The sequence below is a fragment of the Actinomycetospora chiangmaiensis DSM 45062 genome (genome assembly GCF_000379625.1).
GTDB lineage: Bacteria > Actinomycetota > Actinomycetes > Mycobacteriales > Pseudonocardiaceae > Actinomycetospora > Actinomycetospora chiangmaiensis.
Map to the genome: position 1 here is coordinate 180,898 of NZ_KB903218.1, position 23,041 is coordinate 203,938.

Annotated in this window: 25 protein-coding genes; 14 read left to right on the top strand and 11 right to left on the bottom strand. The window is 73.6% G+C overall.

The genetic code is table 11. The features are described 5' to 3' along the window. Positions 1–9 precede the first annotated feature (9 nt). From A3CO_RS30270 to A3CO_RS0105565, 4 genes are read left to right on the top strand one after another with little or no spacing between them, the layout of a single operon-like run. The gene (locus A3CO_RS30270) at positions 10–1,677 is read left to right on the top strand and encodes a PP2C family protein-serine/threonine phosphatase (protein ID WP_084681580.1); all 1,668 of its coding nucleotides are present in this window, start codon (positions 10–12) and stop codon (positions 1,675–1,677) included. Then, on the top strand, positions 1,674–2,705 hold the full coding sequence (locus tag A3CO_RS0105555) for a cobalamin B12-binding domain-containing protein (RefSeq protein ID WP_018331244.1): 1,032 nt from the start codon (positions 1,674–1,676) through the stop codon (positions 2,703–2,705). Before A3CO_RS30270 ends, A3CO_RS0105555 begins: the two co-directional genes overlap by 4 nt. After that, positions 2,702–3,055, top strand: a complete 354-nt coding sequence (locus A3CO_RS0105560; protein ID WP_051085852.1) for an STAS domain-containing protein — start codon at positions 2,702–2,704, stop codon at positions 3,053–3,055. The genes A3CO_RS0105555 and A3CO_RS0105560 overlap by 4 nt, the downstream gene beginning before the upstream one ends. Before the next feature lie 33 nt (positions 3,056–3,088). Beyond that, positions 3,089–3,904: a crotonase/enoyl-CoA hydratase family protein gene (locus A3CO_RS0105565; protein WP_018331246.1), complete on the top strand. Its 816-nt coding sequence runs from the start codon at positions 3,089–3,091 to the stop codon at positions 3,902–3,904. Here the strand turns inward: A3CO_RS0105565 and A3CO_RS30275 are convergent. The 7 genes from A3CO_RS30275 to A3CO_RS0105605 all read right to left on the bottom strand — a co-directional run bounded on the left by A3CO_RS30275 (position 3,901) and on the right by A3CO_RS0105605 (position 11,377). Then, positions 3,901–5,067 (bottom strand): sensor histidine kinase, encoded by a 1,167-nt coding sequence (locus A3CO_RS30275; RefSeq protein WP_018331247.1) that lies wholly within the window; start codon positions 5,065–5,067, stop codon positions 3,901–3,903. The genes A3CO_RS0105565 and A3CO_RS30275 overlap by 4 nt on opposite strands. Next, positions 5,064–5,711 carry a response regulator gene (locus A3CO_RS0105575; protein WP_018331248.1) on the bottom strand — a complete coding sequence of 216 codons (648 nt, stop codon included), beginning with the start codon at positions 5,709–5,711 and terminating at the stop codon, positions 5,064–5,066. Before A3CO_RS0105575 ends, A3CO_RS30275 begins: the two co-directional genes overlap by 4 nt. After that, the gene (locus A3CO_RS0105580; protein WP_018331249.1) at positions 5,704–6,750 is read right to left on the bottom strand and encodes an alpha/beta fold hydrolase; all 1,047 of its coding nucleotides are present in this window, start codon (positions 6,748–6,750) and stop codon (positions 5,704–5,706) included. The genes A3CO_RS0105575 and A3CO_RS0105580 overlap by 8 nt, the downstream gene beginning before the upstream one ends. Positions 6,751–7,542: 792 nt before the next feature. Beyond that, entirely contained in the window at positions 7,543–9,159 is a 1,617-nt protein-coding gene (locus tag A3CO_RS0105590) for an acyl-CoA dehydrogenase family protein (protein ID WP_018331251.1), read from the bottom strand. A 41-nt stretch (positions 9,160–9,200) separates the two neighbouring features. Further along, on the bottom strand, positions 9,201–9,857 hold the full coding sequence (locus A3CO_RS30280; RefSeq protein WP_018331252.1) for a putative antibiotic biosynthesis monooxygenase: 657 nt from the start codon (positions 9,855–9,857) through the stop codon (positions 9,201–9,203). Continuing rightward, positions 9,857–10,423, bottom strand: coding sequence for a nucleoside deaminase (locus A3CO_RS30285; protein ID WP_018331253.1), 567 nt, complete (start codon positions 10,421–10,423; stop codon positions 9,857–9,859). Before A3CO_RS30285 ends, A3CO_RS30280 begins: the two co-directional genes overlap by 1 nt. Positions 10,424–10,537: 114 nt before the next feature. Further along, entirely contained in the window at positions 10,538–11,377 is an 840-nt protein-coding gene (locus A3CO_RS0105605) for an aldo/keto reductase (protein WP_018331254.1), read from the bottom strand. A 117-nt stretch (positions 11,378–11,494) separates the two neighbouring features. On the opposite strand from A3CO_RS0105605, the gene A3CO_RS0105610 reads away from it, so the two are divergent. From A3CO_RS0105610 to A3CO_RS0105620, 3 genes are read left to right on the top strand one after another with little or no spacing between them, the layout of a single operon-like run. Then, on the top strand, positions 11,495–12,262 hold the full coding sequence (locus A3CO_RS0105610) for a 5-formyltetrahydrofolate cyclo-ligase (RefSeq protein ID WP_051085866.1): 768 nt from the start codon (positions 11,495–11,497) through the stop codon (positions 12,260–12,262). Between the two features lie 47 nt (positions 12,263–12,309). Further along, positions 12,310–13,272 (top strand): cyclase family protein, encoded by a 963-nt coding sequence (locus A3CO_RS0105615; protein WP_018331256.1) that lies wholly within the window; start codon positions 12,310–12,312, stop codon positions 13,270–13,272. Positions 13,273–13,300: 28 nt separating this feature from the next. Continuing rightward, a complete protein-coding gene (locus A3CO_RS0105620) occupies positions 13,301–14,974 on the top strand; it encodes a class I adenylate-forming enzyme family protein (RefSeq protein WP_018331257.1) in 1,674 nt (557 codons plus the stop codon). A 74-nt stretch (positions 14,975–15,048) separates the two neighbouring features. Here the strand turns inward: A3CO_RS0105620 and A3CO_RS0105625 are convergent, their stop codons facing one another. After that, positions 15,049–15,273, bottom strand: a complete 225-nt coding sequence (locus tag A3CO_RS0105625) for a hypothetical protein (protein ID WP_018331258.1) — start codon at positions 15,271–15,273, stop codon at positions 15,049–15,051. 56 nt (positions 15,274–15,329) lie between these two features. Further along, the gene (locus tag A3CO_RS30290) at positions 15,330–15,872 is read right to left on the bottom strand and encodes an HdeD family acid-resistance protein (RefSeq protein ID WP_018331259.1); all 543 of its coding nucleotides are present in this window, start codon (positions 15,870–15,872) and stop codon (positions 15,330–15,332) included. 86 nt (positions 15,873–15,958) lie between these two features. Between A3CO_RS30290 and A3CO_RS30295 the strand changes: the two genes are divergently transcribed. Continuing rightward, the gene (locus A3CO_RS30295; protein ID WP_018331260.1) at positions 15,959–16,513 is read left to right on the top strand and encodes a DUF305 domain-containing protein; all 555 of its coding nucleotides are present in this window, start codon (positions 15,959–15,961) and stop codon (positions 16,511–16,513) included. Positions 16,514–16,577: 64 nt separating this feature from the next. On the opposite strand, the gene A3CO_RS0105640 is transcribed toward A3CO_RS30295, so the two are convergent. Next, entirely contained in the window at positions 16,578–17,474 is an 897-nt protein-coding gene (locus A3CO_RS0105640) for an isocitrate lyase/PEP mutase family protein (protein WP_018331261.1), read from the bottom strand. A 96-nt stretch (positions 17,475–17,570) separates the two neighbouring features. Between A3CO_RS0105640 and A3CO_RS0105645 the strand changes: the two genes are divergently transcribed. The 6 genes from A3CO_RS0105645 (at position 17,571) to A3CO_RS30305 (ending at position 21,653) form a co-directional block, all read left to right on the top strand. Continuing rightward, positions 17,571–18,224, top strand: a complete 654-nt coding sequence (locus A3CO_RS0105645) for a GntR family transcriptional regulator (protein ID WP_018331262.1) — start codon at positions 17,571–17,573, stop codon at positions 18,222–18,224. Further along, positions 18,221–18,838: an isochorismatase family protein gene (locus A3CO_RS0105650; protein WP_018331263.1), complete on the top strand. Its 618-nt coding sequence runs from the start codon at positions 18,221–18,223 to the stop codon at positions 18,836–18,838. Before A3CO_RS0105645 ends, A3CO_RS0105650 begins: the two co-directional genes overlap by 4 nt. Further along, positions 18,839–19,924, top strand: coding sequence for an LLM class flavin-dependent oxidoreductase (locus tag A3CO_RS0105655; protein WP_018331264.1), 1,086 nt, complete (start codon positions 18,839–18,841; stop codon positions 19,922–19,924). A 52-nt stretch (positions 19,925–19,976) separates the two neighbouring features. Next, the gene (locus A3CO_RS30300) at positions 19,977–20,495 is read left to right on the top strand and encodes an HAD family hydrolase (protein ID WP_018331265.1); all 519 of its coding nucleotides are present in this window, start codon (positions 19,977–19,979) and stop codon (positions 20,493–20,495) included. Positions 20,496–20,629: 134 nt separating this feature from the next. After that, positions 20,630–21,010, top strand: a complete 381-nt coding sequence (locus A3CO_RS0105665) for a hypothetical protein (protein ID WP_018331266.1) — start codon at positions 20,630–20,632, stop codon at positions 21,008–21,010. Positions 21,011–21,065: 55 nt separating this feature from the next. Then, a complete protein-coding gene (locus tag A3CO_RS30305) occupies positions 21,066–21,653 on the top strand; it encodes a TetR/AcrR family transcriptional regulator (RefSeq protein ID WP_018331267.1) in 588 nt (195 codons plus the stop codon). Between the two features lie 28 nt (positions 21,654–21,681). On the opposite strand, the gene A3CO_RS0105675 is transcribed toward A3CO_RS30305, so the two are convergent. Next, complete coding sequence (locus A3CO_RS0105675; RefSeq protein WP_018331268.1) at positions 21,682–22,911, bottom strand: NAD(P)/FAD-dependent oxidoreductase; 1,230 nt, start codon at positions 22,909–22,911, stop codon at positions 21,682–21,684. Between the last annotated feature and the right edge of the window lie 130 nt (positions 22,912–23,041).

The window sequence follows — 23,041 nt, forward strand, 5'->3', positions numbered from 1 at the left end:
GTGGGACGCATGGACCCGACGATGCCGGCGGGGGCTCCCACGCCGACACCGCCGAGAGGTCTGCGCAGCCTGCAGGCACGGATGCTGGCCGGGCTGACCGAGGCCGTGCTGGTCACCGGCCCCGTCCACCCCGGGGGCGAGGAGATCGTGCACGCCGCGAACCCGGCGGCCGCGCGGCTGCTGCCGGGCCTCGTCGTCGGGACGGTCGTCGCGGACGCGGGGTACGACGCCCTCACCGACGCGCTCGTCCGGGCCCGGCCGGGCTTCGAGGCCGAGATCGACGGCCGCGTCCTCGCGGCGCGGGCGGTGCGGCTCGACGAGGACGGCGCGGTGGTCGACGCCCTCACCTGCTGGTACCTGCGTGACGTCACCGAGGAGCGCCGGGGGTCGGCCTCGCTCGTGCGCGCCCAGGCCCGGGCCCAGTTCCTCGCCGAGGCCGGCCGTGCACTGCACGGCGTGCTCCACCTCGACCGCACCCTGCGCACCGCCGTCTCCCTCGCGGCGGGCGTCCTCGCGCCGACCGTGCTGGTGATGCTCGCCGACGGCTCGGACACCGTCCGGTGGGCCCGCGCCGACGGCGGGGAGAGCCGGCCGCACACCGGGGAGCTGACTCGGACCGCGCTGCGCTCCGCCCCCCGGCTGCACGAGGCGCTCGTCGGCCGCGCGCCCGTCGACCCGTGGGTGACCGTCGAGCTCGCCGAGCTGCCGGTCTGGAACGAGCGGCCGGCGGGCGAGGTCGTGGTCGTCCCGGTGCCCGGCGCCCTCGTGCAGGGCGTGCTCGTCCTGGTGGGCCCGGCGGCCGACGCCGACGCCCTGCCGCTGGGCGAGGAGTACGCCGTCCGCGTCGGCACCGCGCTCTCGGCCGCCGCGCTCTACCGCGAGCAGGCCCACCTCGGGCACGTGCTGCAGGCGAGCCTCGAACCGCCGCCCCTGCCCTCCGACACCGCGGGCGGCCTGCTCGTCGGCAGTGCGTACCGCCCCGCCCGGGAGAGCCTCCGGGTGGGCGGCGACTTCTACGAGGTGCTGCCCCGCACCGACGCCGGCCGCACCCCGTTCCTGCTGGGCGACGTGTGCGGCAAGGGCATCGAGGCCGCCGTGCTCTCCGGCCGCGTCCGGCAGTCGCTGCACGCGCTGCGACTCGTCGAGCAGGACCCGGCGACCCTCCTGCGCCTGCTCAACGTCGCCCTGCTCGATGCCGCCGACCTCGACGCCCCCGGCACCCCGGGGGCGGCGGTGGCCATGCCGCGCTTCGCCACGATGGTGCTCGGCGACGCGGCGGGCCTTCCCGACGGCGGGTCGCGGCTGCGGCTGGCCACGGGCGGCCACCCGCCGCCCTACGTGCTGCGGGCGGACGGTCGCGTCGAGGAGGTCGACGTCGCGGGCTCGCTCGTCGGCGCGCTGCGGGACGCCGAGGTCGGCGCCGCGGAGGTCGTGCTCGCCCCGGGCGACACCTGTCTGCTCTACAGCGACGGTGTCACCGAGGCGCGTGGTGGGCCCACCGGCCGCGACTTCTACGGCGAGGAGCGCCTCGAGGCCGCGCTCGCCGGCTGCGTCGGGGCCCCGCCCCAGGTGATCTGCGAACGCGTGCTGCAGCTGCTCGGCGGCTGGCTGGGCGGGCGGGACCACGACGATGTCGCGCTGCTCGCCCTGCAGGCGCCCACCGGGAGGCGCGCGTGACCGCTCCGACGACGTCGACGACCACCCTCCGCGCGGAGTACCTCGACCGCCTCGCCGCCTCCGACGAGGAGGGCGCGATCGCGGTCGCCCTCACCGCGCTCGACGCCGGCCTGGACGTCGAGGACGTGCTGCTCGACGTCGTCGCCGGGGCGCAGCGCGAGGTGGGCGAGCGCTGGGCGGCCGGCACGTGGACCGTCGTGCAGGAGCACATCGCCACCCACATCTCCGAGCGCGTCGTCTCGGCCGTCACCCGGCACCGCCCGGCCGACCCGCCGACCGGCGTCGGTCGGATTGCCGTCGCCTGCCTCGACGGCGAGTGGCACGCCCTGCCCGCCCGCCTGCTCGCCGAGGTGCTCGCCCGGCACGGGTGGGAGGTCACCTTCCTCGGCTCCAGCGTGCCCGCCGCCCAGCTCGCGGTGCATCTGCACGAGACCGGGCCCGACGTCGTCGCGGTCTCCAGCTCGCTGCCCTCCCGCCTGCCGGCGGCCCGCCGCATGGTCGAGGCCTGCCGCGCGTCCGGCGTCCCGATCGTCGCCGGCGGCGCCGCGTTCGGTCCGGCCGGGGAGTGGGCCACCGCGGTCGGCGCCGACGGCTGGGCCCCCGACGCCCGCGCCGCGGCCGCCCTGCTCGCGGGCACCCTGCCCCGGCGCGACGACGGGCGCGTCGACGACGCCTCCCGCGAGGAGGAGTCCCTGCTCCGGACCCGTCGTCCGGAACTGGTCGCCTGGCTGGCCGCGCGCGTGCGGGCCGGGTACGGCACCGACCCGCTCTCCGACGACCAGCTGACCGACGACCTCGGCCACCTCGTCGACTTCCTGGCCGCCGCCGTCTACGTCGACGACCCCGGGCTGCTCGCCCGCTTCGTGCGCTGGGTCGGCACCGTCGCCGTGCCCGGCGGGCTGACCCGCGAGGAGCTGCGGCCCGCGGTCGACGACCTCGCCGCCCGCCTCGCCGACTCGCCCCGCACGGCCACGCTGCTCCGCTCCGAGCCCGTGCAGGAGGCGTGTTCCGGGACGGGCGTGGCATGAGCCCGGAGGCGCCGGAGTTCGCGGTCCGCACCGAGAAGGAACAGGTGCCCGACGTCGGGCCCCGGGTCCTCCTGGTCGTCGCGGGCGACATCGACTACACCCACCACGAGGCGCTCGAGGCCGCGATCGACCACGAGATCGCGCGGGCGAACGCGCCGCTCGACCTCGTCGTCGACCTCGCCGCCGTGCCCTACTGCGACTCCTGCGGCATGCGGGTGCTGCTCGGGGCCGCACAGCGCATCGACGCCGCCGGCGGGTCGTTCGGGCTGCGCGGCGTCCACGGTCAGGTCGCGCGGGCACTGCGGCTCACCGGCCTGGACCGGGTGCTCGGCGTCGCCGGGTCGGGTTGAACCGGCCGGACGACGGGTGATCTAGTCCGACGTATGACCACGTTGCCCGAAACCCTGGAGACCCTCGCCGTCGACCGGCCCGCCGAGCACGTCGCCCGGGTCTCGCTCGTGGCGCGCGCGATGTCGCCGACCTTCTTCGCCGAGCTGCCCCGGGTCATGGCGGCCCTCGACGCCGATCCCGACACCCGCGCGATCGTCGTCACCGGCGTCGACGGCCGGTTCTCCTACGGCCTGGACCTGATGGCCGCGGCCGGCTCGCTCGGTGGCGTGCTGGGCGATCCGAGCGCGAAGAACCGCGAGTGGTTCCTGCGCCACGTCCGGGAGCTGCAGGGCTCGATCACCTCGGTCGCCGACTGCCCCACCCCGACGGTCGCCGCGATCGAGGGCTGGTGCGTCGGCGGCGGCGTGGACCTGGTGACCGCCTGCGACGTGCGCCTCGCGAGCGCCGACGCGCTGTTCTCGGTGCGCGAGGTCCGCATGGCGATGGTCGCCGACATCGGGTCGCTGCAGCGTCTCGTCGGCATCGTCGGCGACGGGCACCTGCGTCAGCTCGCGCTCACCGGCGACGACGTCCCGGCCGCGGAGGCCGAGCGGATCGGTCTGGTCAACCGGACCTTCGGGTCGGCCGAGGAGCTCGCCGCGGGGGCCCTCGAGCTCGCCGGCCGCATCGCCGCCAACTCCCCGCTCGTCACCCGGGGCATCAAGGACGTGCTCGACGCCGAGCGTGCGCCCCGCGTCGAGGCGGGCCTGCGCTACGTCGCGGCCTGGAACGCGGCGTTCCTGCCCAGCGCCGACCTGCAGGAGGCGTTCACCGCGTTCGCCGAGAAGCGGCCGCCGAAGTTCGCCTAGAACGTCCCGGCGGGCCCCGACGGGCCGGGCACCCGGACCACGGTGCGCGTCCCGGGGCCCGTCGTGTCCAGGGAGAAGGTCCCGCCGACCCCCTCGACGCGCGCCCGGGTCGAGGCCAGCCCGATGTGACCGTCGGCCAGCCGGGTCGCGAGCACCGCGGGGTCGATCCCGACCCCGTCGTCGGCCACCTCCAGCGACCGTCCCCCGGGACCGTCGTGCAGCGCGACCGTCACGTGCGCCGCCCGGGCGTGCTTCGCGACGTTCGTCAGCAGCTCACGGGCCACCCCGAACAGCAGCCGGTCGTGCGGCCCGGACGGCAACGTCCCGCCGTCCACGGTCACCGCGAACCCGGCCTGCGCGGCCGCCCGTTCCGCGACCCGCCGCACCGCCACCACGAGCCCGGCCTCGTCGAGCACGTAGGGGTGCAGCGCGAACACCACCTCGCGGATCTCCCGGATGCCTGCGCGCAACGCGTCGTCGGCGGCCTCGGCGCCGTCCAGCTCGTCGAGCTCCTGGCCGGCCACGAGCAGCGTCTGCAGCGCGTGGTCGTGCAGGTCCTCGGCGAGCCGTCGTCGCTCCCGGGCCTCGGCGTCGAGCGCCTGGGCGGTCAGCGCGTCGGCGTCGGCGAGCAGGGCACGGATGCGGGTGGCCCGGCGGGCGAGGACCACCGACAGCAGGAACGTCGCCACCGCGACGAGCGTGAGCACCGCGGCCTCGGCGGCGAGGGTGGTGACCTCGATCGCGGGCCGTTCGATCGCCGCCGTGAGGACGAACGACGCGAGGGTCGCCACCCCGACCGCCGCGGAGAGCGCGGGCCGGTACCGGAACGCCGCCATCACGGGGATCACGACGTAGGCCAGCGTCGGCAGGGTCCCGCCGCCCCCGGCGAGCAGGGCCAGGACCGTGATCGCGACGAGGTCGGTCGTCGTCGCGACCAGCCCCGTCGTCGGTGCCACCGGCCGCCGCGTCACGCGCGTGAACCAGCCGACGGCGAACAGCCCGTAGGCGGCCAGCACCACCCAGAACCCGACGCCCTCCACACGCGTCTGGTCGAGCGCGCCCGTCACACCGAGCAGCGCCACCAGGCCGAACCGCAGCAGGCTCGTCGTCCGCGAGGCCTCGGCCTGGAACTGCGCGAGCGCCCGCTCGGCCGGCGTGCTCACTCCAGCAGCCCGCGCCGCATCGCCTCGGCCACGGCCGCCGCCCGCTCGGTGACCTCGAGCTTCTCGTACATCCGCTGCACGTGGGTCTTCACGGTGCTCGGCGCGACGTAGAGCTGCTTCGCGATCGCCGGGGTCGTCAGTCCCTGCGCCATGAGCCGCAGGATCTCGGTCTCCCGCTCGGAGAGTGCCGGTCCTCGGTCGGCCCGGCGGTGCCGGATCTCCCCGGCCAGCCCGGCGGCGAGGTCCGCGGGCAGCACGGTGCCGCCGTCGGCCGCCGTCCGGACCGCCTCGACCAGTTCCCGACGACGGGTCTCCTTCGGCAGGTAGCCCGCCGCCCCCTCCTCGAGGGCGCCGTACACGAGCGTCGGGTCGGTGAACGCCGACAGCACGACGATGCGCGTGGCCACGCCGTCGCGCGCGGCGCGTCGGACGATCTCCGTCCCGTCGAGCCCGGGCATCCGGTGGTCGACCAGCGCCACGTCGGGGCGGTGCTCGACGATGGCCGCCAGCGCGGCGTCCCCGTCCTCGGCCTCCCCGACGACGTCGATCCAGCCGCTGCCGGTCAGCGCGCGGACGACGCCGTCGCGGTACATCTCGTGGTCGTCCGCGACGACCACCGTGATCTTCTCGCGGCTGTCACGCACTCGCCCAGAACTCCGTCGCGACCTCGAGCCAGCGCTCGGCGGCGTCGACGTGGGGACCGTGACCGGATTCGGCGAACATCTCCGTCCGCGCCCGGCCGCCCGCCTGCTCGTAGCGGGCGAGCACCTCGCGGATCTGCGACACCATCGGCTGCGGGGGGAACACGTCGTCCCCGGGCCAGCCCGGCACGATCCCGACCTGCCCGAGGGTGCCGAGCTCCAGCATCGAGCCGTCGGCCACCACCACGTCCCGGGTGCCGTGCGTCCACAGCACGGGCGGCTTCGGGTCCAGCTCGGGCAGCCACGACCAGTCGCAGTACTTCGGCGACAGCGCGTTCAGCAGGCCGCGCGTGCCGGGGGCGGCGCCGGGCCAGTTCTCCGAGGTCGTGGCGTCGCCGGGGTAGCCGTCGTCGCCGATCTGCGACAGCAGGATCTCGTCGACGAGCAGGTCCTCGCGCTCCTGGGGCAGCCGGAAGTCGGGTGACCAGTAGGTGCCGGCCATGACGTTGCGCGGGCTCAGCGCGTCGTCGCCGGAGCGGTCGCCCTCGCGCAGCTTCGCGACGAACTGCTGGTTGGCGACTCCCGCGCCCGACCCGGCGAAGTCCGCGAAGCACGGCCGCCCGTCCGCGAGCGTGCCGCCGTAGCCGTGCGGGCTGACGGGATCGAGGAACAGCAGGCTCGCCACCGGCCGCTGCCGCGCGACCAGCGCGATCGCCGCGCCCGCCGTCGACCACCCGACGAGGTGCGGGCGCTCGATCCCGAGGGTGTCGAGGTAGGAGACGAGGTCGTCGGCCCAGTCGCCGAGGCCCCGGGTGGCGTCGATCGGGGCCGGTTCCGTGCGCCCGAAGCCGCGCATGTCGGGGGCGAGGAACCGCCACCGGTCGCTCGCCGGCGACATCAGGTGCTCGAAGAACCGGCCGGTCGACAGGTTGCCGTGCACCAGCACGACCGGCTCGCCGTCCGCCGGGCCCGACGTCAGGTGGTGGATGCGGATACGGGCCTCGACGGTCCCGGCCTCGACACCGGGGAGCAGCTCACTCATGGTGCCCGGGACGCTAGTGCCGCGCGGCCGTCCGCGGAACGACCTTCATGACGACGGGTGTGCCCGTGCCGGTGCCGCTGCGCGTCGCACACAGTCCGTCCGTGGACGCGAGCGATTCCGGGGACTCCTGCGCGTCGCGCACACACGCCGCTAAGTGACACGACCGGTCTGGGGGAGTCCTCCGCGCCGCGCACACAGTCCGCTGGGCGCCGGGACCGGTCTCGCGGAGTCCTGCACGCGGCGCACACGATCTGCCGGGCGACGCGAGCGGTTCCGCGGACTCCTACGCGTTGCGCACACATTCCGCTCGGCGACCCGGCCGGGTGCGGAGATTCCTCTGCGTGGCGCACGCACCGGGACGAGCGCACGCCCCCCTCCTCATGATCACGTCGAGTGGACGCTCAGGGCTGATGTCGATCTTCGGAACAGCCATGACGGTCCACTCGACGTGATCTTGAGGGCCGGTCCAGGAGCCGACGCCGCCTCGGCCGAGAACGGTGTGCGCGGCGCGCAGGGGTCTGCAGACCCGTGTCCGTGGGGGAGCGGATTGTGTGCGCGGCGCGCAGGGGTATGCAGACCCGTGTCCGTGGGGGAGCGGATCGTGTGCGCGGCGCGCAGGGGTATGCAGACCCGTGTCCGCCGGGGGGGCGGATTGTGTGCGCGGCGCGCGGAGGTCTGCAGACCTGTGTCCGTGGTGGAGCGGATCGTGTGCGCGGCGCGCGGGGGTCTGCAGACCTGTGTCGGTGGGGGAGCGGATTGTTTGCGCGGCGCGCACCCGCCGTCGGGAAGGACTCAGCCGAGGGGGACCCGGGCGAGGATCCCGTCGACGTCGACACCCGGGGGGAGCGTGCCGAAGGCGGCACCGTGCTCGCCCGCCACGCGCGAGCCGACGAACGCGTCGGCCACGGCGGCCGGCGCGTGTCGGACCAGCAACGACCCCTGCAGCACGATCGCGAGACGCTCGGCGAGCCAGCGGGCGCGGTCCTCGGCGACGTCGCGGAGGTCGTCCTGGACGGCCTTCCACGCCGCGTCGAGCCGGTGGTCGGCGCCCGCGGCGAGCTCGACCTCGGCGCGGTACGCCTCGACGGCGGCCGGCTCGCGGGCGAGGACCCGGAGCAGGTCGAGCGCGTTGACGTTGCCCGAGCCCTCCCAGATCGAGTTGAGCGGCGACTCGCGGAACAGCCGCGGCATCCCCGACTCCTCGACGAACCCGTTCCCGCCGAGGCACTCCAGCGCCTCGCCGACCACCGCGGTCTGACGCTTGCAGATCCAGTACTTCCCGAGCGTCACCCCGATGCGGCGGAAGGCGGCCTCGTGCTCGTCGGTCGCGGCCCGGTCCTGGGCGCCCGCGAGGCGCATCGACAGCGCGACCGCGGCCTCCGACTCCACCGTCAGGTCCGCGAGCACCGCGCGCATCAGCGGCTTGTCGATCAACGCCGACCCGAACGCCGACCGGTGCCGGGCGTGCCACACGGCGCGGCGCACGGCGTCACGCATCCCGGCCGCCGAGCCGAGCGCGTTGTCCAGGCGGGTGCAGGCGACCATCTCGATGATCGTGCGGACCCCGCGGCCCTCGTCGCCGATCCGGAACCCGATCGTCCCGTCGAACTCCGGCTCCGACGAGGCGTTCGAGCGGTTGCCCAGCTTGTCCTTGAGGCGCTGGATCGCGAACGGGTTCCGGGTGCCGTCGGGGAGGATGCGCGGCACGAGGAAGCAGGTCACGCCCGCGGCGGTCTGCGCGAGCACCAGGAAGACGTCGCACATCGGCGCCGAGGTGAACCACTTGTGGCCGGTGAGGGTGTAGGTGCCGTCGGCGTTCGGGGTCGCCGTGGTCGTGTTCGTGCGGACGTCCGAGCCGCCCTGCTTCTCGGTCATCCCCATGCCCGCCAGCAGCCCCGCCTTCGACGACGGGTCGGTCAGCCCCGGCTGGTAGCTCCGGGACATCAGGCCCGGCCCGTACTGCGCGAACAGCTCGGGCGCGGCCCGCAGCGCGGGCACCACCGCGTGGGTCATCGACACCGGGCAGCCGTGGCCGGCCTCGGCCTGCGACCACACCAGGAAGCCCGCCGCCCGCGCGACGTGCTGCCCCGGGCGGCCCTCCCACACGGCCCCGGCGAACCCGCGGTGCACGGCCTCGCCGAGCAGCGCGTGGTAGCCGGGGTCGTAGTCGACCTCGTCGACGCGGTTCCCGACCCGGTCGTGCGTGAGCAGCCGCGGCTCGTTGCGGTGCGCGGCGTCCGCCCACTCGCGAACCTCGGCGCTGCCCACCCGACGGCCCGTCTCGTGCAGGTCGTCGAGCGACCAGCCCGCGCCCTCCCGCTCGAGGGCCTCGAGCAGGGGCGGGTCGGCGGCCGCGTCGAACCCGACGAGGTCGGGGGCCTGGTTCGTGACGACGTGGGTGGGCGCCATGGCCCGATCCCACCACGGTCGGCTACCCGTGGGTAGGGGTGTCAGGTGACGAGGGCGAACACCGCGGCGGCCACGGTCAGCACCCCGAGGGAGACGAGCGTGCCCACGACGTCGGTCCGAGGCTGGGGCGTGTCGGACGCGGGTTCGAGCCAGCGGCCCAGGGCCCGGGTGACGACGGGCATGACGACCCACGTCAGCACGCTCACCGACGCCACGTTGCCCACCAGCAGGGCCGCCCAGAGCGGGGCCGTCGGCCACAGCGCGGCGAGCCCGAGGGTGAGCAGCACGACCGTCGGGTAGAGCCCGACCAGCACCGACAACGCCGTCTTCCAGGACGGCGTGACCGGGCCGGGGGCACCGGTCGTCGGGAACCAGCTGCCGAAGGAGGCCGGCACCCGCTGGAGCCGGAAGTCGCGGAACCGTTCGCTCTCGCCGATCAGGTGGGCGCGCTCCGGGGAGTCGAGCCAGGTCTCCAGGTCGTGCTCGGAGGCGAACCGGGTCACCGCGACCCAGTCGTCCTGCACGCCCGCGACCGGCGGGTGCAGCTCGGTGCCGCGGTGGCCCGGGGACCGGCGCTCGGCGTCGGTCATCCGCTGCTGCCAGGCGAGGAAGGCGGCCTCGTCGTGGACCGGGACGTGGTGGGCGACGACGACCGTGACCAGGTCGGTCGCCCGGTCGGTGGTCGGGTCGGCGCTCATCAGTAGGGGTGGCGGTCGGGGACGGTCAGGTACTCCTCGTACACCGCCGCCCCGAGGTCCGGGCGGAGCTGCTCGATCTTGATGCGGCGCTCGTTCAGGGGCCGCTGGAAGTCCTCGTACTGGAACTGGTCGTCGAAGCCCGCCCCGCGCGTGGCCTCGAGGTCGTTGGCGAAGTAGACGGCGTCGCAGCGGGCCCAGTAGATCGCGCCCATGCACATGGGGCAGGGGATCCCGCTGGTGTAGACCTCGGTGCCCATGAACATCCGGGCCCGTGCCTCGACGACGTCCGCGGAGCCCTCCGGGCGCGGGACGAGGGCGAGGTGGCCCTCGGCGCGCTGCTCGGGGGCGATCGTCGGGGCGTAGGGGTGCAGCACCGTCGCGGCCTTGCGCAGCATCTCGACCTCGGCGTGCGCGGTGACGTCGCCGGTGAGCAGGACCCGGTTCTGGCCGCGCGCGACGATCTCGCCGTCCTTCGCGAGGACGGCGCCGAACGGGCCGCCCCAGCCCTTGCGCACCGACTCCGCCGCCAACCGGCAGGCCTCCGCCATCAACTCGTCGTGGGTCATCCCGGGCCTCTCGCCGTGGTCCGCGGGGTTGCGGACGCGGCGGAACGTTAGGCCGGATGCGGATCTGCAGATAGCTCGAATGGACTAACGAGTGGTCTCGGATCGGCTACGTGCTCAGAGGATCTCGAGCGGTCGCTTGCGGTCCGGGGGCGGGAAGGCGGCGTCGAGGTCGGCGAGGTCGTCGTCGGTCAGGTGGACGTCGAGGGCACCGCGGTTCTCGGCGATCCGCGCCGGCGTCGACGTCTTCGGGATCGCGATCGTGCCGGGTCGGCGCAGTACCCAGGCCAGGGCGACCTGCGCGGACGTGGCGCCGTGCCGGTCCGCGACGGCGCGCAGGGTCGGTTCCCCGAGCAGCCGCCCCTGCTCGACCGGCGAGTAGGCCATGACCGGGATCCCGTGGTCGGCGCACCAGGGCAGGAGGTCGTACTCGGGACCGCGCCGCGTGAGGTTGTACAGGATCTGGTCGGTGGCCACGGCCGTGCCGGAGGCGAGCCCGTAGAGCTCCTCCAGGTCGTCGGTGTCGAGGTTGCTGACGCCCCAGGCCCCGATCTTCCCGGCGGCCTGCAGTTCCTCGAACGCGCTGACGGTGTCGGCGAGGGGGTACCGCCCGCGCCAGTGCAGCAGGTAGAGGTCGATCCGGTCGGTCCGCAGCCGCCGCAGGGCGCGCTCGGCGGCCTCGACGGTCCCTCGCCGCGAGGCGTTCGAGGGCAGCACCTTGTCCACCAGGAACGCCTCGTCCCGTCGGCCCGCCAGGGCCTCGCCCACCAGCTCCTGGGCCCCGCCGTCGGCGTACATCTCGGCGGTGTCGATGAGGGTGATGCCCTCGTCCAACGCCGCGTGCAGGGAGGCGATCTCGTCCCGACGGCGGGACGGGTCCTCCGCGTAGTGCCAGGTCCCGGCCCCGAGGACCGGGACCGGCGTGCCGTCGGGCAGGGGTGTGGTCGGGATGCTCATCGCTCCGGGGTGCCTCCGGGCGCGCAGGTCCAACCCGCGATCCCCGAGGACCGGCCCGGGGGCAGGAACCGGTGTCGGCGACATCGGTCCCGTGGGGTGGTGCGCGAGGATCCGAACATGCCGAAGGCCCACGACCACGACGCCGGCGGGGACGCCGACACACTCGCGGCCAAGCAGGAACTGCGCGAGCACGTGTGGGCGCGTCTGTCCGAGGAGAAGCAGGCGCGCTTCCCGGGCGCACGTAACCGCATCCCGAACTTCGTCGGGGCGGAGCAGGCGGCCGAACGGCTCCGGGATACCGACGTCTGGCGGAACGCGCGGACGATCAAGTGCAACCCGGACTCGGCGCAGTGGCCCGTGCGGCAGCGGGCGCTCGAGGACGGCAAGACGGTCTACATGGCGGTGCCCCGCCTCGCGGAGGAGAACCCCTTCTTCCTGCTCGACCCCGACGACCTCGGCGGCCGCACCCCGCGGCAGGCGTCGTCGATCAAGGGGGCGAGTGCGGCCGGGCGGACGGTCGCGGTGGAGGACCTGGAGCCGGTCGACCTCGTCGTCGCCGGCTGCGTGGCGGTGACGGAGGCGGGCGCGCGGCTCGGCAAGGGCGGCGGCTTCTCGGACCTGGAGTACGCGGTCGCCTTCGCGGCGGGGCTGATCCGCACCGACACGCCCGTCGTCACGACGGTGCACGAGCTGCAGGTCGTCGACGCGATCCCGACCGTCGCGCACGACGTCACCCTGGACCTGGTCGTGACCCCCGGACGCACCCACCGCTGCCGTCGGGAACCCCGTCACGATCCCGAGATCGTCTGGACGGAACTGACCGAGGAGAAGATCGGGAAGATCCCGCTGCTCGCTTCCCGCAGCCGCATGCGCATGGCACGGTGAGACCCGGGTCACGCACCGACTGCTACTCGATGACGAGGAGACAGACCATGGCCGACGCACCCTCGATGGCGGAACTGCTCGGGGACGACACCCCCAAGAACTGGGGCAAGTGGGGTCCGGACGACGAGGTCGGCGCGCTCAACTACCTCGACGCCGCGCAGGTGATGCGGGGTATCGCGAGCGTCAAGGACGGGCAGGTCTTCACCCTGCAGTGCCCGATGGGACTCCCGCACGGCGACCCGGTCTTCCCGGGCCGCACCGGGGTGGAGCGGGAGATGGTCTACGACCAGAACTCGTTCAAGGAGGGCGGCAACGGGCCGAAGTTCCCGGGGGGCATCTGCTACTCCGACGACAAGGCCACGATGTTCCTCCAGGGGTCGACGCAGTACGACGCCCTGGGCCACGCCTGGTACGACGACACACTCTGGAACGGCGTCTCCGCGGCCGAGACCAACGGGGGCATGAGCAAGAACTCGATCATGCCGATCGCCGAGCGCGGCGCGGTCGGCCGCGGGGTGCTCATCGACATGGCGCGCTACCGCGGCAAGGAGTGGCTGGACAAGGGCGAGACGTTCACCCACGAGGACCTGGAGGAGGCGGCGAACGCGCAGGGCACGCCGATCCAGGACCGCGACATCATCTGCATCCGCATGGGCTGGCTGAAGTACTTCTACTCGGTGCCCAACGAGGAGTTCAACGACGGGCTCGTGGAGCCCGGCCTGCGGTACTCCCGCGAACTCGTCGAGTGGTTCCAGCGCCGCGAGATCCCGAACCTGGTGACGGACACCATCGCCAACGAGGTCACCTACGACCCCGAGACCGGCGTCGCCCTCCCGCTGCACGCCGCCCTGCTGCGCAACCTCGGCGTGAGCCTCACCGAGATCACGTGGCTCGACGACCTGGCGGACGCGTGCGCCGCCGACGGCCGGTGGGACTTCCTCTACACCGCCGCGCCGCTCAAGGTCTTCGAGGCCTGCGGGTCGCCGGTGAACCCGATCGCCATCCGATGAGGGACGCGGAGCGCAGCGGAGCCGGACGATGAGTACCGGTTCGGTCTACGAGTCGAAGCCGTGGCTCGCGCGCTACCGGGACGACTACAACCACGGCGCGGTCACCATCGAGTTCGCGAGCGCGCTCGACATGGTCCGGGCCGCGGTGGACCGGGACCCCGACGGCGAGATCGTCCGCTACTTCGACGGCACCCTGACGATGCGGGAGCTCGACGAGCTGTCCGACGCGTTCGCGGTCGCCCTCGTCGAGCGCGGTTTCACGAAGGGCGACCGCCTTGCCACCTACCTGCAGAACATCCCGCAGGTGCTCGTCGTCGTGGTCGGGACCTGGAAGGCCGGCGGCATCGTCGTCAGTGTCAACCCGATGTCGCGGCAGCGGGAGCTGACCACGATCCTCACCGACTGCGAGGCGACGGCGATCGTCGCGCAGGAGGACCTGTGGTCGATCGCGAGCGAGGTCGTGCCGAACACGAGCGTCCGCATCGCCTTCACCACCTCGCCGCTGGAGTTCCAGACCCGCCACGACGAGCGCCTCTTCACGGGCATGCAGCGCATCGACTGCGACGGGGCCGAGGACCTGACGACGGTGCTCGAACAGTTCCGGGGCCGGACGCCCGAGCCGGTCACGCTCACCGGGGACGACGTGGCCTTCCTCGGCTACACGAGCGGGACGACGGGTCCGCCCAAGGGCGCGATGAACACGCACGCCAACATCGTGTTCAACGCCCAGACCTACCGGGACTGGATCCAGCTCGGGCGGGACGACTCCGTGTTCGGGGTGGCGCCGCTGTTCCACATCACGGGCGTCGTGGGGCACATGGCGATCGCGCTGCTGCTGCCCTGCCCGCTGGTGCTGGCCTACCGGTTCGAGCCCGGCGTCGTGGTCGACGCCATCCGCGAGCACCGGCCGACCTTCTCGATCGGCTCGATCACCGTGTTCATCGCGATGATGAACGCGCCGGGGGCCGACCGGGACGCCCTGTCCTCGATGGTCAAGGTGTACTCGGGCGGGGCGCCCATCCCGCCGTCGACGGTCAAGGCGTTCCAGGACCAGTTCGGCCACTACATCCACAACTTTTACGGGCTCACCGAGACCAACTCGCCGTCGCACGGGGTGCCGCTCGGTGCCACGGCGCCGGTCGACGAGGCCTCGGGCGCGCTGTCGGTGGGGGTTCCGGTGTTCGACACGGTCGTGCGGATCGTGCGCGACGACGGCACCGACGCGGACGTGGGGGAGGTCGGGGAGATCGTCACCCGCGGCCCGCAGGTGGTGCCGGCCTACTGGGGGAAGCCCGAGGAGACCGAGAAGGCCCTGCGGGGACCGGGCGGGGTCGTCGAGCTCAAGACGGGCGACGTCGGGTACATGGACGCCGAGGGCTGGTTCTACGTCGTCGACCGCAAGAAGGACCAGATCAACGCGGGCGGCTACAAGGTCTGGCCGCGCGAGGTGGAGGACGTCCTCTACGAGCACCCGGCGGTCCGCGAGGCGGCCGTCGTCGGGGTCCCGGACGAGTACCGGGGCGAGACGGTCAAGGCGTTCGTCTCGCTGCGGCCCGGGCAGGCGGCGGAGCCCGAGGAGCTCATCGCGTTCTGCAAGGAGCGCATGTCGGCCTACAAGTACCCGCGGCAGGTCGAGCTGCGGGACGAGCTGCCGAAGACGGTGACGGGGAAGCTGCTGCGCCGGGAGCTGCGGGGCGCCTGACCTCCGTTCCGGACGAACGAGTCGTTCGTGGCCTCTAGCTGCACGAACGACTCGTTCGTCCGGAACGAGCCGGATCAGCCCGCCGCCAGCACCTCGTCGAGCACCCCGTTGCGGGCGTCCGCCACGAGGTCGGCGAGCTGGCCCAGGCTCATCCGGATGCGCTGGCCGAAGTCGTCGGTGATGACGACGCGGCGGTCGTCGTCGGCGGCCGGGTCGAGGTAGAGCTCGGGGCAGCCGCAGTTGCACTGGCCGCAGAAGGTGGCGACGTGCTGCAGGCCGGTCGTGTCCTGGTGGATCATGCCGCTCGACCCTAGGGACCGGGCCGCCGTCGTGCGGTCGTCCGATCGGGTCGGCCTCAGCGCGAGGCGCGGCGCAGGCTCAGGGCGAGGCCGATCTCGGACGCGCCGCGCAGGAGGAACCCGAACCCGGCGAGCAGGGCGATCGTCCCGACGGCGGCGCCCGGCGAGAACAGCAGGATCACGGCGGCGAGCAGGGCGAGCACGCCCATCCCGATGTTCCAGCCCCGGTGCTCCTTCGAGCGGGCGGCGACGAACAGGTCGTTGATCCCGACGAAGAGGAACCAGAGCAGCAGGCCGACCACCATGATCGTCACGCCGGTGCCCGGGAAGAAGATCACGAGGATGCCGGCGAGCGCGGTGATCACGCCGAAGATGGCCACCCACCACCGCCCGGGCGCGCCGTGCTGCACGCGCAGCGCCACGGTGGCCTCGATGATCCCGGAGATCAGCAGGCCGATCCCGAGGAACACCGCCAGCACCAGGACGGTGGCGATGGGGAAGATGAGGGCGATCAGACCGACGATCACCCCGAGGATGCCGTCGGCCAGGATCCAGCCCCAGCGCGCGGAGACCTGACGCAGGTCGATCGAGGAGGTCATGCCTGCTCCCTACCGCTTTCCCGGACCGCTGACCAGCGCCATCGGGTGTACGGCGCGCCAACAGGTGATCGGGCACCCTGATCTTCGTGCGCCGCACCCTCCTGCTCGTCCTCACGGCCGTCCTGCTGTGCGCCGGATGCGCCACCGCGGCTGGTCCGACGGCCGCGGCTGGGCCGACGGCCGTCCCCGCTCCGACGGCCGCGGCCGCCGACGACGCCGGGTACGCCGCGATGATGGTGCCGCACCACGAGCAGGCCCTCGAGCTGTCGGCGCTGGTGGCGGGCCGGACGACCGACCCGACCGTGCAGGACCTGGCGTTCCGCATCGACCGGGAGCAGGTCGAGGAGGTCGGGCAGCTGCAGGGGTTCCTCGCCCTGCGCGGGGCGCCGGCCCCGGCGCCGACGGGGGCCATGGCGGGCATGGCCGACGCCGCGACGCTGGACCGGCTCCGCGCCTCGTCGGGACCCGCCTTCGACCGCCTGTGGCTGCAGACGATGGTCGCCCACCACGAGGGCGCCCTGACGATGTCCCGGCAGTACCTCGCCGGCCCGCCGGGGGCGCTCAGCGAGTTCGCGCGCACGGTCCTGCGCAGCCAGCAGCTCGAGATCGACCGGATGCGGACCGCGCTCGGTCCCGTGTGACCGGTCCGATCACCTGATCGGCGGCCTCGCCCGATCGAGCCCGGTCTCACGGGGCGAAGCCACCTCAGGCCCGGTAGCGCTCCTCCAGCTCCCGCACCTCGGTGATCCCCACGATCTCGGTGAACCGGTCGAGGCCGGACACGTCGAGCTGCTCGAGCGCGCCGGTGGGGGAGCCGTGCTCGGCGAGGTGCCCGAGCATCGTCCGGACGCCGGAGGCGGCGGCGAGCAGCGTCGAGACCGGGTAGAGCACGAGCGCGAACCCGAGCTCGGCCAGCCGCGACAGGGGCGGCAGGGGGGTGCGCCCGCCCTCGGCGCCGTTGAACACGAGGGGGAACCCCGCGAGCGACGAGGCGACCTTCTCCAGGTCGTCGCCCGACGTCGGGGCCTCGACGAAGAGGAGGTCGGCGCCGGCGTCGGCGAAGGCCCGCGCGCGCTCGATCGCGGCGTCCACGCCGTGCGTCTGGGCCGCGTCGGTTCGGGCGATGAGGACGAGGTCGGGGTCGGTCCGCGCGTCGACGGCCGCTCGGATCTTGGCCGTCATCTCGCCCAGCGGGACGACCTCCTTGCCGGCGAGGTGACCGCACTTCTTCGGCATCACCTGGTCCTCGAGGTGCAGCCCCGCCACCCCGGCCTGCTCGTACTCGCGGACCGCCCGGATGACGTTGATCGGGTTCCCGTAGCCGGTGTCCGCGTCCGCGATCAGCGGCACGTCGACCACCGAGACCATGCGCCGCGCGTTGTCCACCATCTCGGCCTGCCCGAGCAGCCCGACGTCGGGGCGGCCCAGCAGCGAGGCCGTCGTCCCGAAGCCCGTCATGTACACGACGTCGAAGCCGGCCTGCTCGACGAGCCGCGCGGAGAGGGCGTCGTAGGCGCCGGGCGCGACGACGGGCGCCCCGGAGGCCAGCAGCTCGCGCAGGCGCGCGCGCCGACCGGTGGGGTGGCTGAGCAGGTCCGCCATGACCGTCCTTCCGAGTTTGTGTACAACCGGGGAAGTTTTACTGGTCTTCCGGCCGCACTCACCTTACGTTGCACACAACGCGGAGCGGGAGGTGTGATGGCGACGACGTTCGCAGGACGGGCGAGCGAGCGGGCCCACCTCGCGCTGCGCGACGAGATCCTCCGCGGTGCGCTCCCGCCCGGCACCCGCCTGGGCGAGGTCGAGCTCGCCGACCGGCTCGGGGTCTCCCGGACCCCCGTGCGCGAGGCCCTCTCCCGCCTCGCCGCGGAGGGCCTCGTCGAGGTGCTCCCGCACCGCGGGGCCCGGGTGGTCGACTTCAGCACGGACGACCTCGACGCGATCTTCGACGTCCGCCTCGCCCTCGAACCCCGCGCGACCGGTCGGGCCGCGGCCCGGGTCACGGCGACGGACCTGGCCGACCTCGACGACCTCGCCACCCGCATGCTGGTGATCGGTGCCCCCGGGCCGGACCAGGACCTCGACGCCCTCGTCGGCCTCAACCGCGAGTTCCACGCCCGGCTGCTCGCCGCCGCCGCCGCGCCCGCGCTCTCGACCGCGCTCGCGAACGTGGTGCACCTGCCGGTCGTCCTACGCACCTTCCACGCCTACGACCCGGCGTCGCTGCAGCGCAGCCTCGCCCATCACGCGGAGATCGTCGCGGCGCTCCGGGTCGCCGACGCGGAGTGGGCGACCGCGGTCATGCGCAGTCACATCCGCAACGCCCGGGCCGTGATGGTGAGGCAGACATGAGCAACCCCCACGGCTCGAACTTCGCCGGCCGCCTGGGGTGGGGGAGCAGCCCCGCCGTCGTCGTGGTGGACCTCGTCCGGGCCTACACCGAGCCCGCCGGACCCTTCTTCCTCGACGGGCAGCAGGACCGGGTCCTCACGGCCACCGCCGACCTGCTCGGCGCGGCGCGCGCCGCGGCGCTGCCGGTGCTGTGGACCGTGGTGCGCTACGCGCCCGACCTGGCCGACGGCGGGTTCTTCCCGGTCAAGGTGCCAGCGCTCGCCTGCTTCGCCGAGGGTGCCGACGGCGGGTGGGGCGAGCTCGCGCTCGCGCCCGGCGCCGACGACGCCGTCGTCGTGAAGCAGCACGCGTCGGCCTTCGTCGGGACCTCCCTGGCCGGGACCCTGCGCGCCCGCGGGGTCGACACGGTGGTCGTCAGCGGGGTGTCGACCTCGGGCTGCGTCCGTGCCACCGCCACCGACGCGCTGGCCGCCGGATTCCGGCCCGTCGTCGTGGCGGAGGCCTGCGGCGACCGGAGCGAGGCGCTCCACGAGAACAACCTGGCCGATCTCGACGCGAAGTACGCCGACGTCGTCGGACTCGCCGAAGCACTCACCCACCTCGGAGGCATCTAGATGCAGTACGGCGTCTTCATCCCCAACGCGACCAACGGCTACATCATCTCGACGGGCAGCCCGCAGTACCGGCCCAGCTTCGCGCACAACGTGGCGATCACGCAGGAGGCCGAGAAGCAGGGCCTGGACTTCGTGCTGTCGATGATGAAGCACCGTGGCACGGGCGGCCCGAGCGACTTCTGGGGCGAGTGCCTGGAGTCGTTCACGCTCTTCGGCGGGCTCGCCGCGGTCACCGAGCGGATCGGGCTCTACCCGTCGGTGACCACCCTCGCCACGCACCCGATCATGGCGGCGCGGATGGTCGCGACGATCGACGAGATCTCGGGCGGGCGCTGCGGGCTCAACATCGTCACCGGCTGGAACAAGCCGGAGTACACGCAGATGGGCCTCTGGCCGGGCGACGACTACTTCAACCGCCGCTACGAGTACGCCGCCGAGTACGTCGAGGTGCTCCGGGCGCTCTGGAGCGAGGGTCCGACGACCTACCACGGCGAGTTCTTCACCTTCGACGAGGCGGACATGCGGCCGAAGCCGCTGCACACGCCCACGGTGGTGTGCGCGGGCCAGTCGCCGGCGGGCCAGGCGTTCACGGCGAAGCACGGCGACCGCAACTTCATCATGGCCGAGCGCTCGAAGGTCGGGTCGATCGCCGGCGGGGTGAAGGAACTCGGCGGGAAGGAGGGCCGCGACGTCGGCACCTTCGCGCTCTACTGCATCATCGCCGAGGAGACCGACGAGGCGGCCGACGCGCTCTGCGACCACATCGTGAAGAACGCCGACCTCGACGCGATCAGCCACATGACCACGGGTGCCTCGCTCGACTCCAACCCGGACGGGACCTCGGCGCAGCTCCTCGCCTCCCTCGAGCGCCCGGCCGCGGAGGGGAACATGGCGTTCCTGTCGCTGCCGGTGGTCAAGGGGTCCTACGAGCGGGTCGCCGCCCAGCTCGACGAGATCGCGGTCACCACCGGGATCGACGGGGCCCTGCTGACCTGGCCGGACTTCGTGGACGGCGTCACGAAGTTCGGGGAGCGGGTCAAGCCGCTGCTGAAGGAGGCCGCGCAGGGGGAGGCAGCCGCCGCGTGAGTACTTTTCCGTGCCAGGACACGGATGAGTACTCACGGGCCGGAGGCACCTCATGAACGTGCTCTCCGCCCCCCAGGTGCCGATGCTCTTCGTCGAGCTCGACGCGGTCCGCCGGACCGAGGCCGACCTCGGTCGGCCCTACCGCGGGCCGCTGGACGTCGAGGTGCACCTGGACGCGGTGGAGCGACTGCGGCTGTGGAAGGCCGGGGGTGGGCGGGCCGTCGGGTTCGCCCACCTGCCGGCGGTGGCGCGGGGGGAGCTCGCCGAGGAGATGGCGGTCCGCCTGCTCTGGACGATCCACGAGCGGGCGGGCAACCCCTTCGACACGCTGATGCACTGCCCGCACGACCCGGACGCCCCGACGCCCGACCTCGCCCGGTGCTGGTGCCGGCCCCCGCTGCCCGGGATGCTCATCGCCGGGCAGGAGCAGGTCGCGCTGCGGCAGCGGGAGCGCTACCCGGTGTGGATGGCCCTCGTGGTCGCCGCGAGCGAGCCGGTGCGGGCGTGCGCCGAGGCCCTCGGGCTCGACGTCGTCGACGCCGCGGCGTGGCGGTGGGGTGCCGCCGGGTGACGATCGACGAGCGGTCGCCCGATACACCATGATCCGCGCTGACCTGGGCGAATGACGCCGAACGTCCGGTGGTCGCGAGGTGGCCACCAGGTGTATCCCAGAGGGACACATTGTCGCTCCGGGGAGCGTGTCCCATGTCCGACCGACCGATGTCCGAGCGCAAGCACGTCGTCCCGGCCCCGCCCTCGCACTGCTGGGAGGTCCGGGGCTGGCAGCCCCCGCCGCCGCCGTCGGAGGAGCGGACCGGCTGGCACACGGTGGCGTTCTGTCCCACGCACGACGACGCGGTGGTGATCGCCCACGCGCTGGTCGCGGGGAACGGTCCCGACGGCGGGGCCATGCTCGCCTCGGTGCCGGCCCGGCCGTTCGAGTACGTGGAGGTCTGGGGCCCCTCGGAGGAGGCGGGCGGCCGGTCGCACAGCTGCGAGCGCTACCCGGAGCCGGACGCCGACGAACGGCGTGCGATGTGGTTGCGCGCGGCGTCCTCGCTGTACACCGACGGGTTGAGTATCTGATCGCTGACCGCACCCGTTGTCCGGAGCGCGCATGCGTGCGTGACAAGATAGATGCATGGCGACGGCCACACGGGAGGCGTTCTTCGACGCTGCACTCCGGCTGCTGGCCGCGGGTCATGACGACGGGTCCGCGGCCCGCTCGGTCGCGCGGACGGGCCTGAAGCTCGCGCCGCTGTGCCGGGCCGTGGGGGTGACGACCGGGTCGTTCTACCACCACTTCGACGGGTGGGACGGCTTCGTCCTCGCGCTGCTCGAGCACTGGGAGACCACCGAGACCGCCCGGCTCGTGGCGGCGGCGTCCCGCGAGGCCGACGCGGGGGAGCGGCTCGCGCTGCTCACCCAGCTCGCGGTGACGTTCCCCCACGAGGCGGAGGCCGCGATCCGGGCGTGGGCCCACCTGGACACCCGGGTCGCCCGGGTGCAGCGCCGCGTCGACGACGCCCGACGCCAGGTGGTCTCGGCCTGCGTGCGCGAGCTGCGTCCCGAGGACGGCGACGAGGTGGCCGACCTCGCAGTCGACGCCCTGATCGGATTCCAGTCGCGCCTGCTCCCGCTCGACACCGACGAGCTCCGGCGCCGCTTCGCCCTCGTCCTGCGCCTCGCCGAGCTGCCGGCCCCGGTCGGGCTGGTCCCGCAGCGCTGAGCCGCTCCGGCGCCCGACCGGGCGGTGCTCAGCCGGCGAGCGCCGGAGCGGGGGACATCCCCGTCGTCTCGAACAGCCAGGCGAGGTTGTCGGGGGCGAAGAACTCCTCGCCCGGGACCCCGCCCGCGACCATGCCGAAGAACTTGCGGGTGTACTCCGGGCTCGCGGCCGCGGCCCGGAAGATCGCGTCCCACTCGGCGGAGAGCTCGAGCTCGGAGATCGCCAGGGTGAACCGGAAGGTGTGGTGGGTGCGCTCGTCGCGCTCCCGCACGTAGGCCGCGAGGGCCGCCTCCAGGTCCTGCTCGCCGGACAGGCCCGCGTGCAGGCGGTCGGCCAGCAGCCCGGCGTGCTTGAGCGCGTCGCTCATGCCCTGCCCGGTGAACGGGTCCTTGTGGTACCCGGCGTCGCCCACCAGGGCCCAGCCGGCGCCGGCCGAGCGGCGGTAGTAGTTGTCCGGGTAGACCATCGGCCGCCAGCGCTCCTCGCGGACGCCGGTGTCGCGCAGCTCCTCGACCAGCTCGGGGGCGCAGCGCGAGATGGTGCCGGCGACGTTGTCCTCGACGTCGCGGCGGTAGCTGCGCAGCTTCTCGCGGCGCGCCATCGTGGCGACGAGGGTGAGGCCGTCGTTGGTGGGCCAGGCGCCCATCTGCTCGTGGCCGAAGCCGGTGCGGTGGTGCGCGCCGGTCCAGTCCAGGCCGCTGAAGTAGGAGTAGTAGATGAAGCAGCCGCCGGGGTGGCGGTCGTACATCTCGGCGCCGACCTTGTCCGCGACGATCGAGTTGGCCCCGTCGGCGCCGACCACGACGCGGGCCCGCGCCTCGTAGGCGGGCCCGTCGCCCTCGCGGGCGCGGATGCCCACGACGCGGTCGCCCTCCCAGAGCAGGTCCTCCACCGCGGTGTTCTCGCGGACGTCGGCCCCCGCCTCGCGGGCGGCGTCGACGAGGGCGGCGTCGAAGCTCGTCCGGCGCGGCGCGTAGGTCTCGGTGAAGCCGTCGATCGGGTCGGCGAAGCCGTCGAACTCGATCCCGGTGTAGGTCAGCGTGATGTTCCGGAACGGGGGGCAACCGGCCAGCGCCCGGTCGAGGATGCCCCACTCGCGCAGGCGGGCGAGTCCGGTCTGCTGCATGAAGTGGCTCGACACGGTGTCGGACGGGAAGCTGGCCCGGTCGACGACCAGGACGTCGTGGCCGCGGCGGGCGAGCAGCATGGCCAGCGGGGAGCCGGCGACGCGGGCGCCGACCACGATGACGTCGTACATGTGTTTTCCGCTCCTCGGGATGGGGCAATTCGGCGGCGGGTTCGCATTCGAGTCTCGTGAGCGCCGCGGGAGGGGTCAACGCGGTCGGTCCCGTACTCATCGCCCGATCGTCGTTGACGATTCACGACGA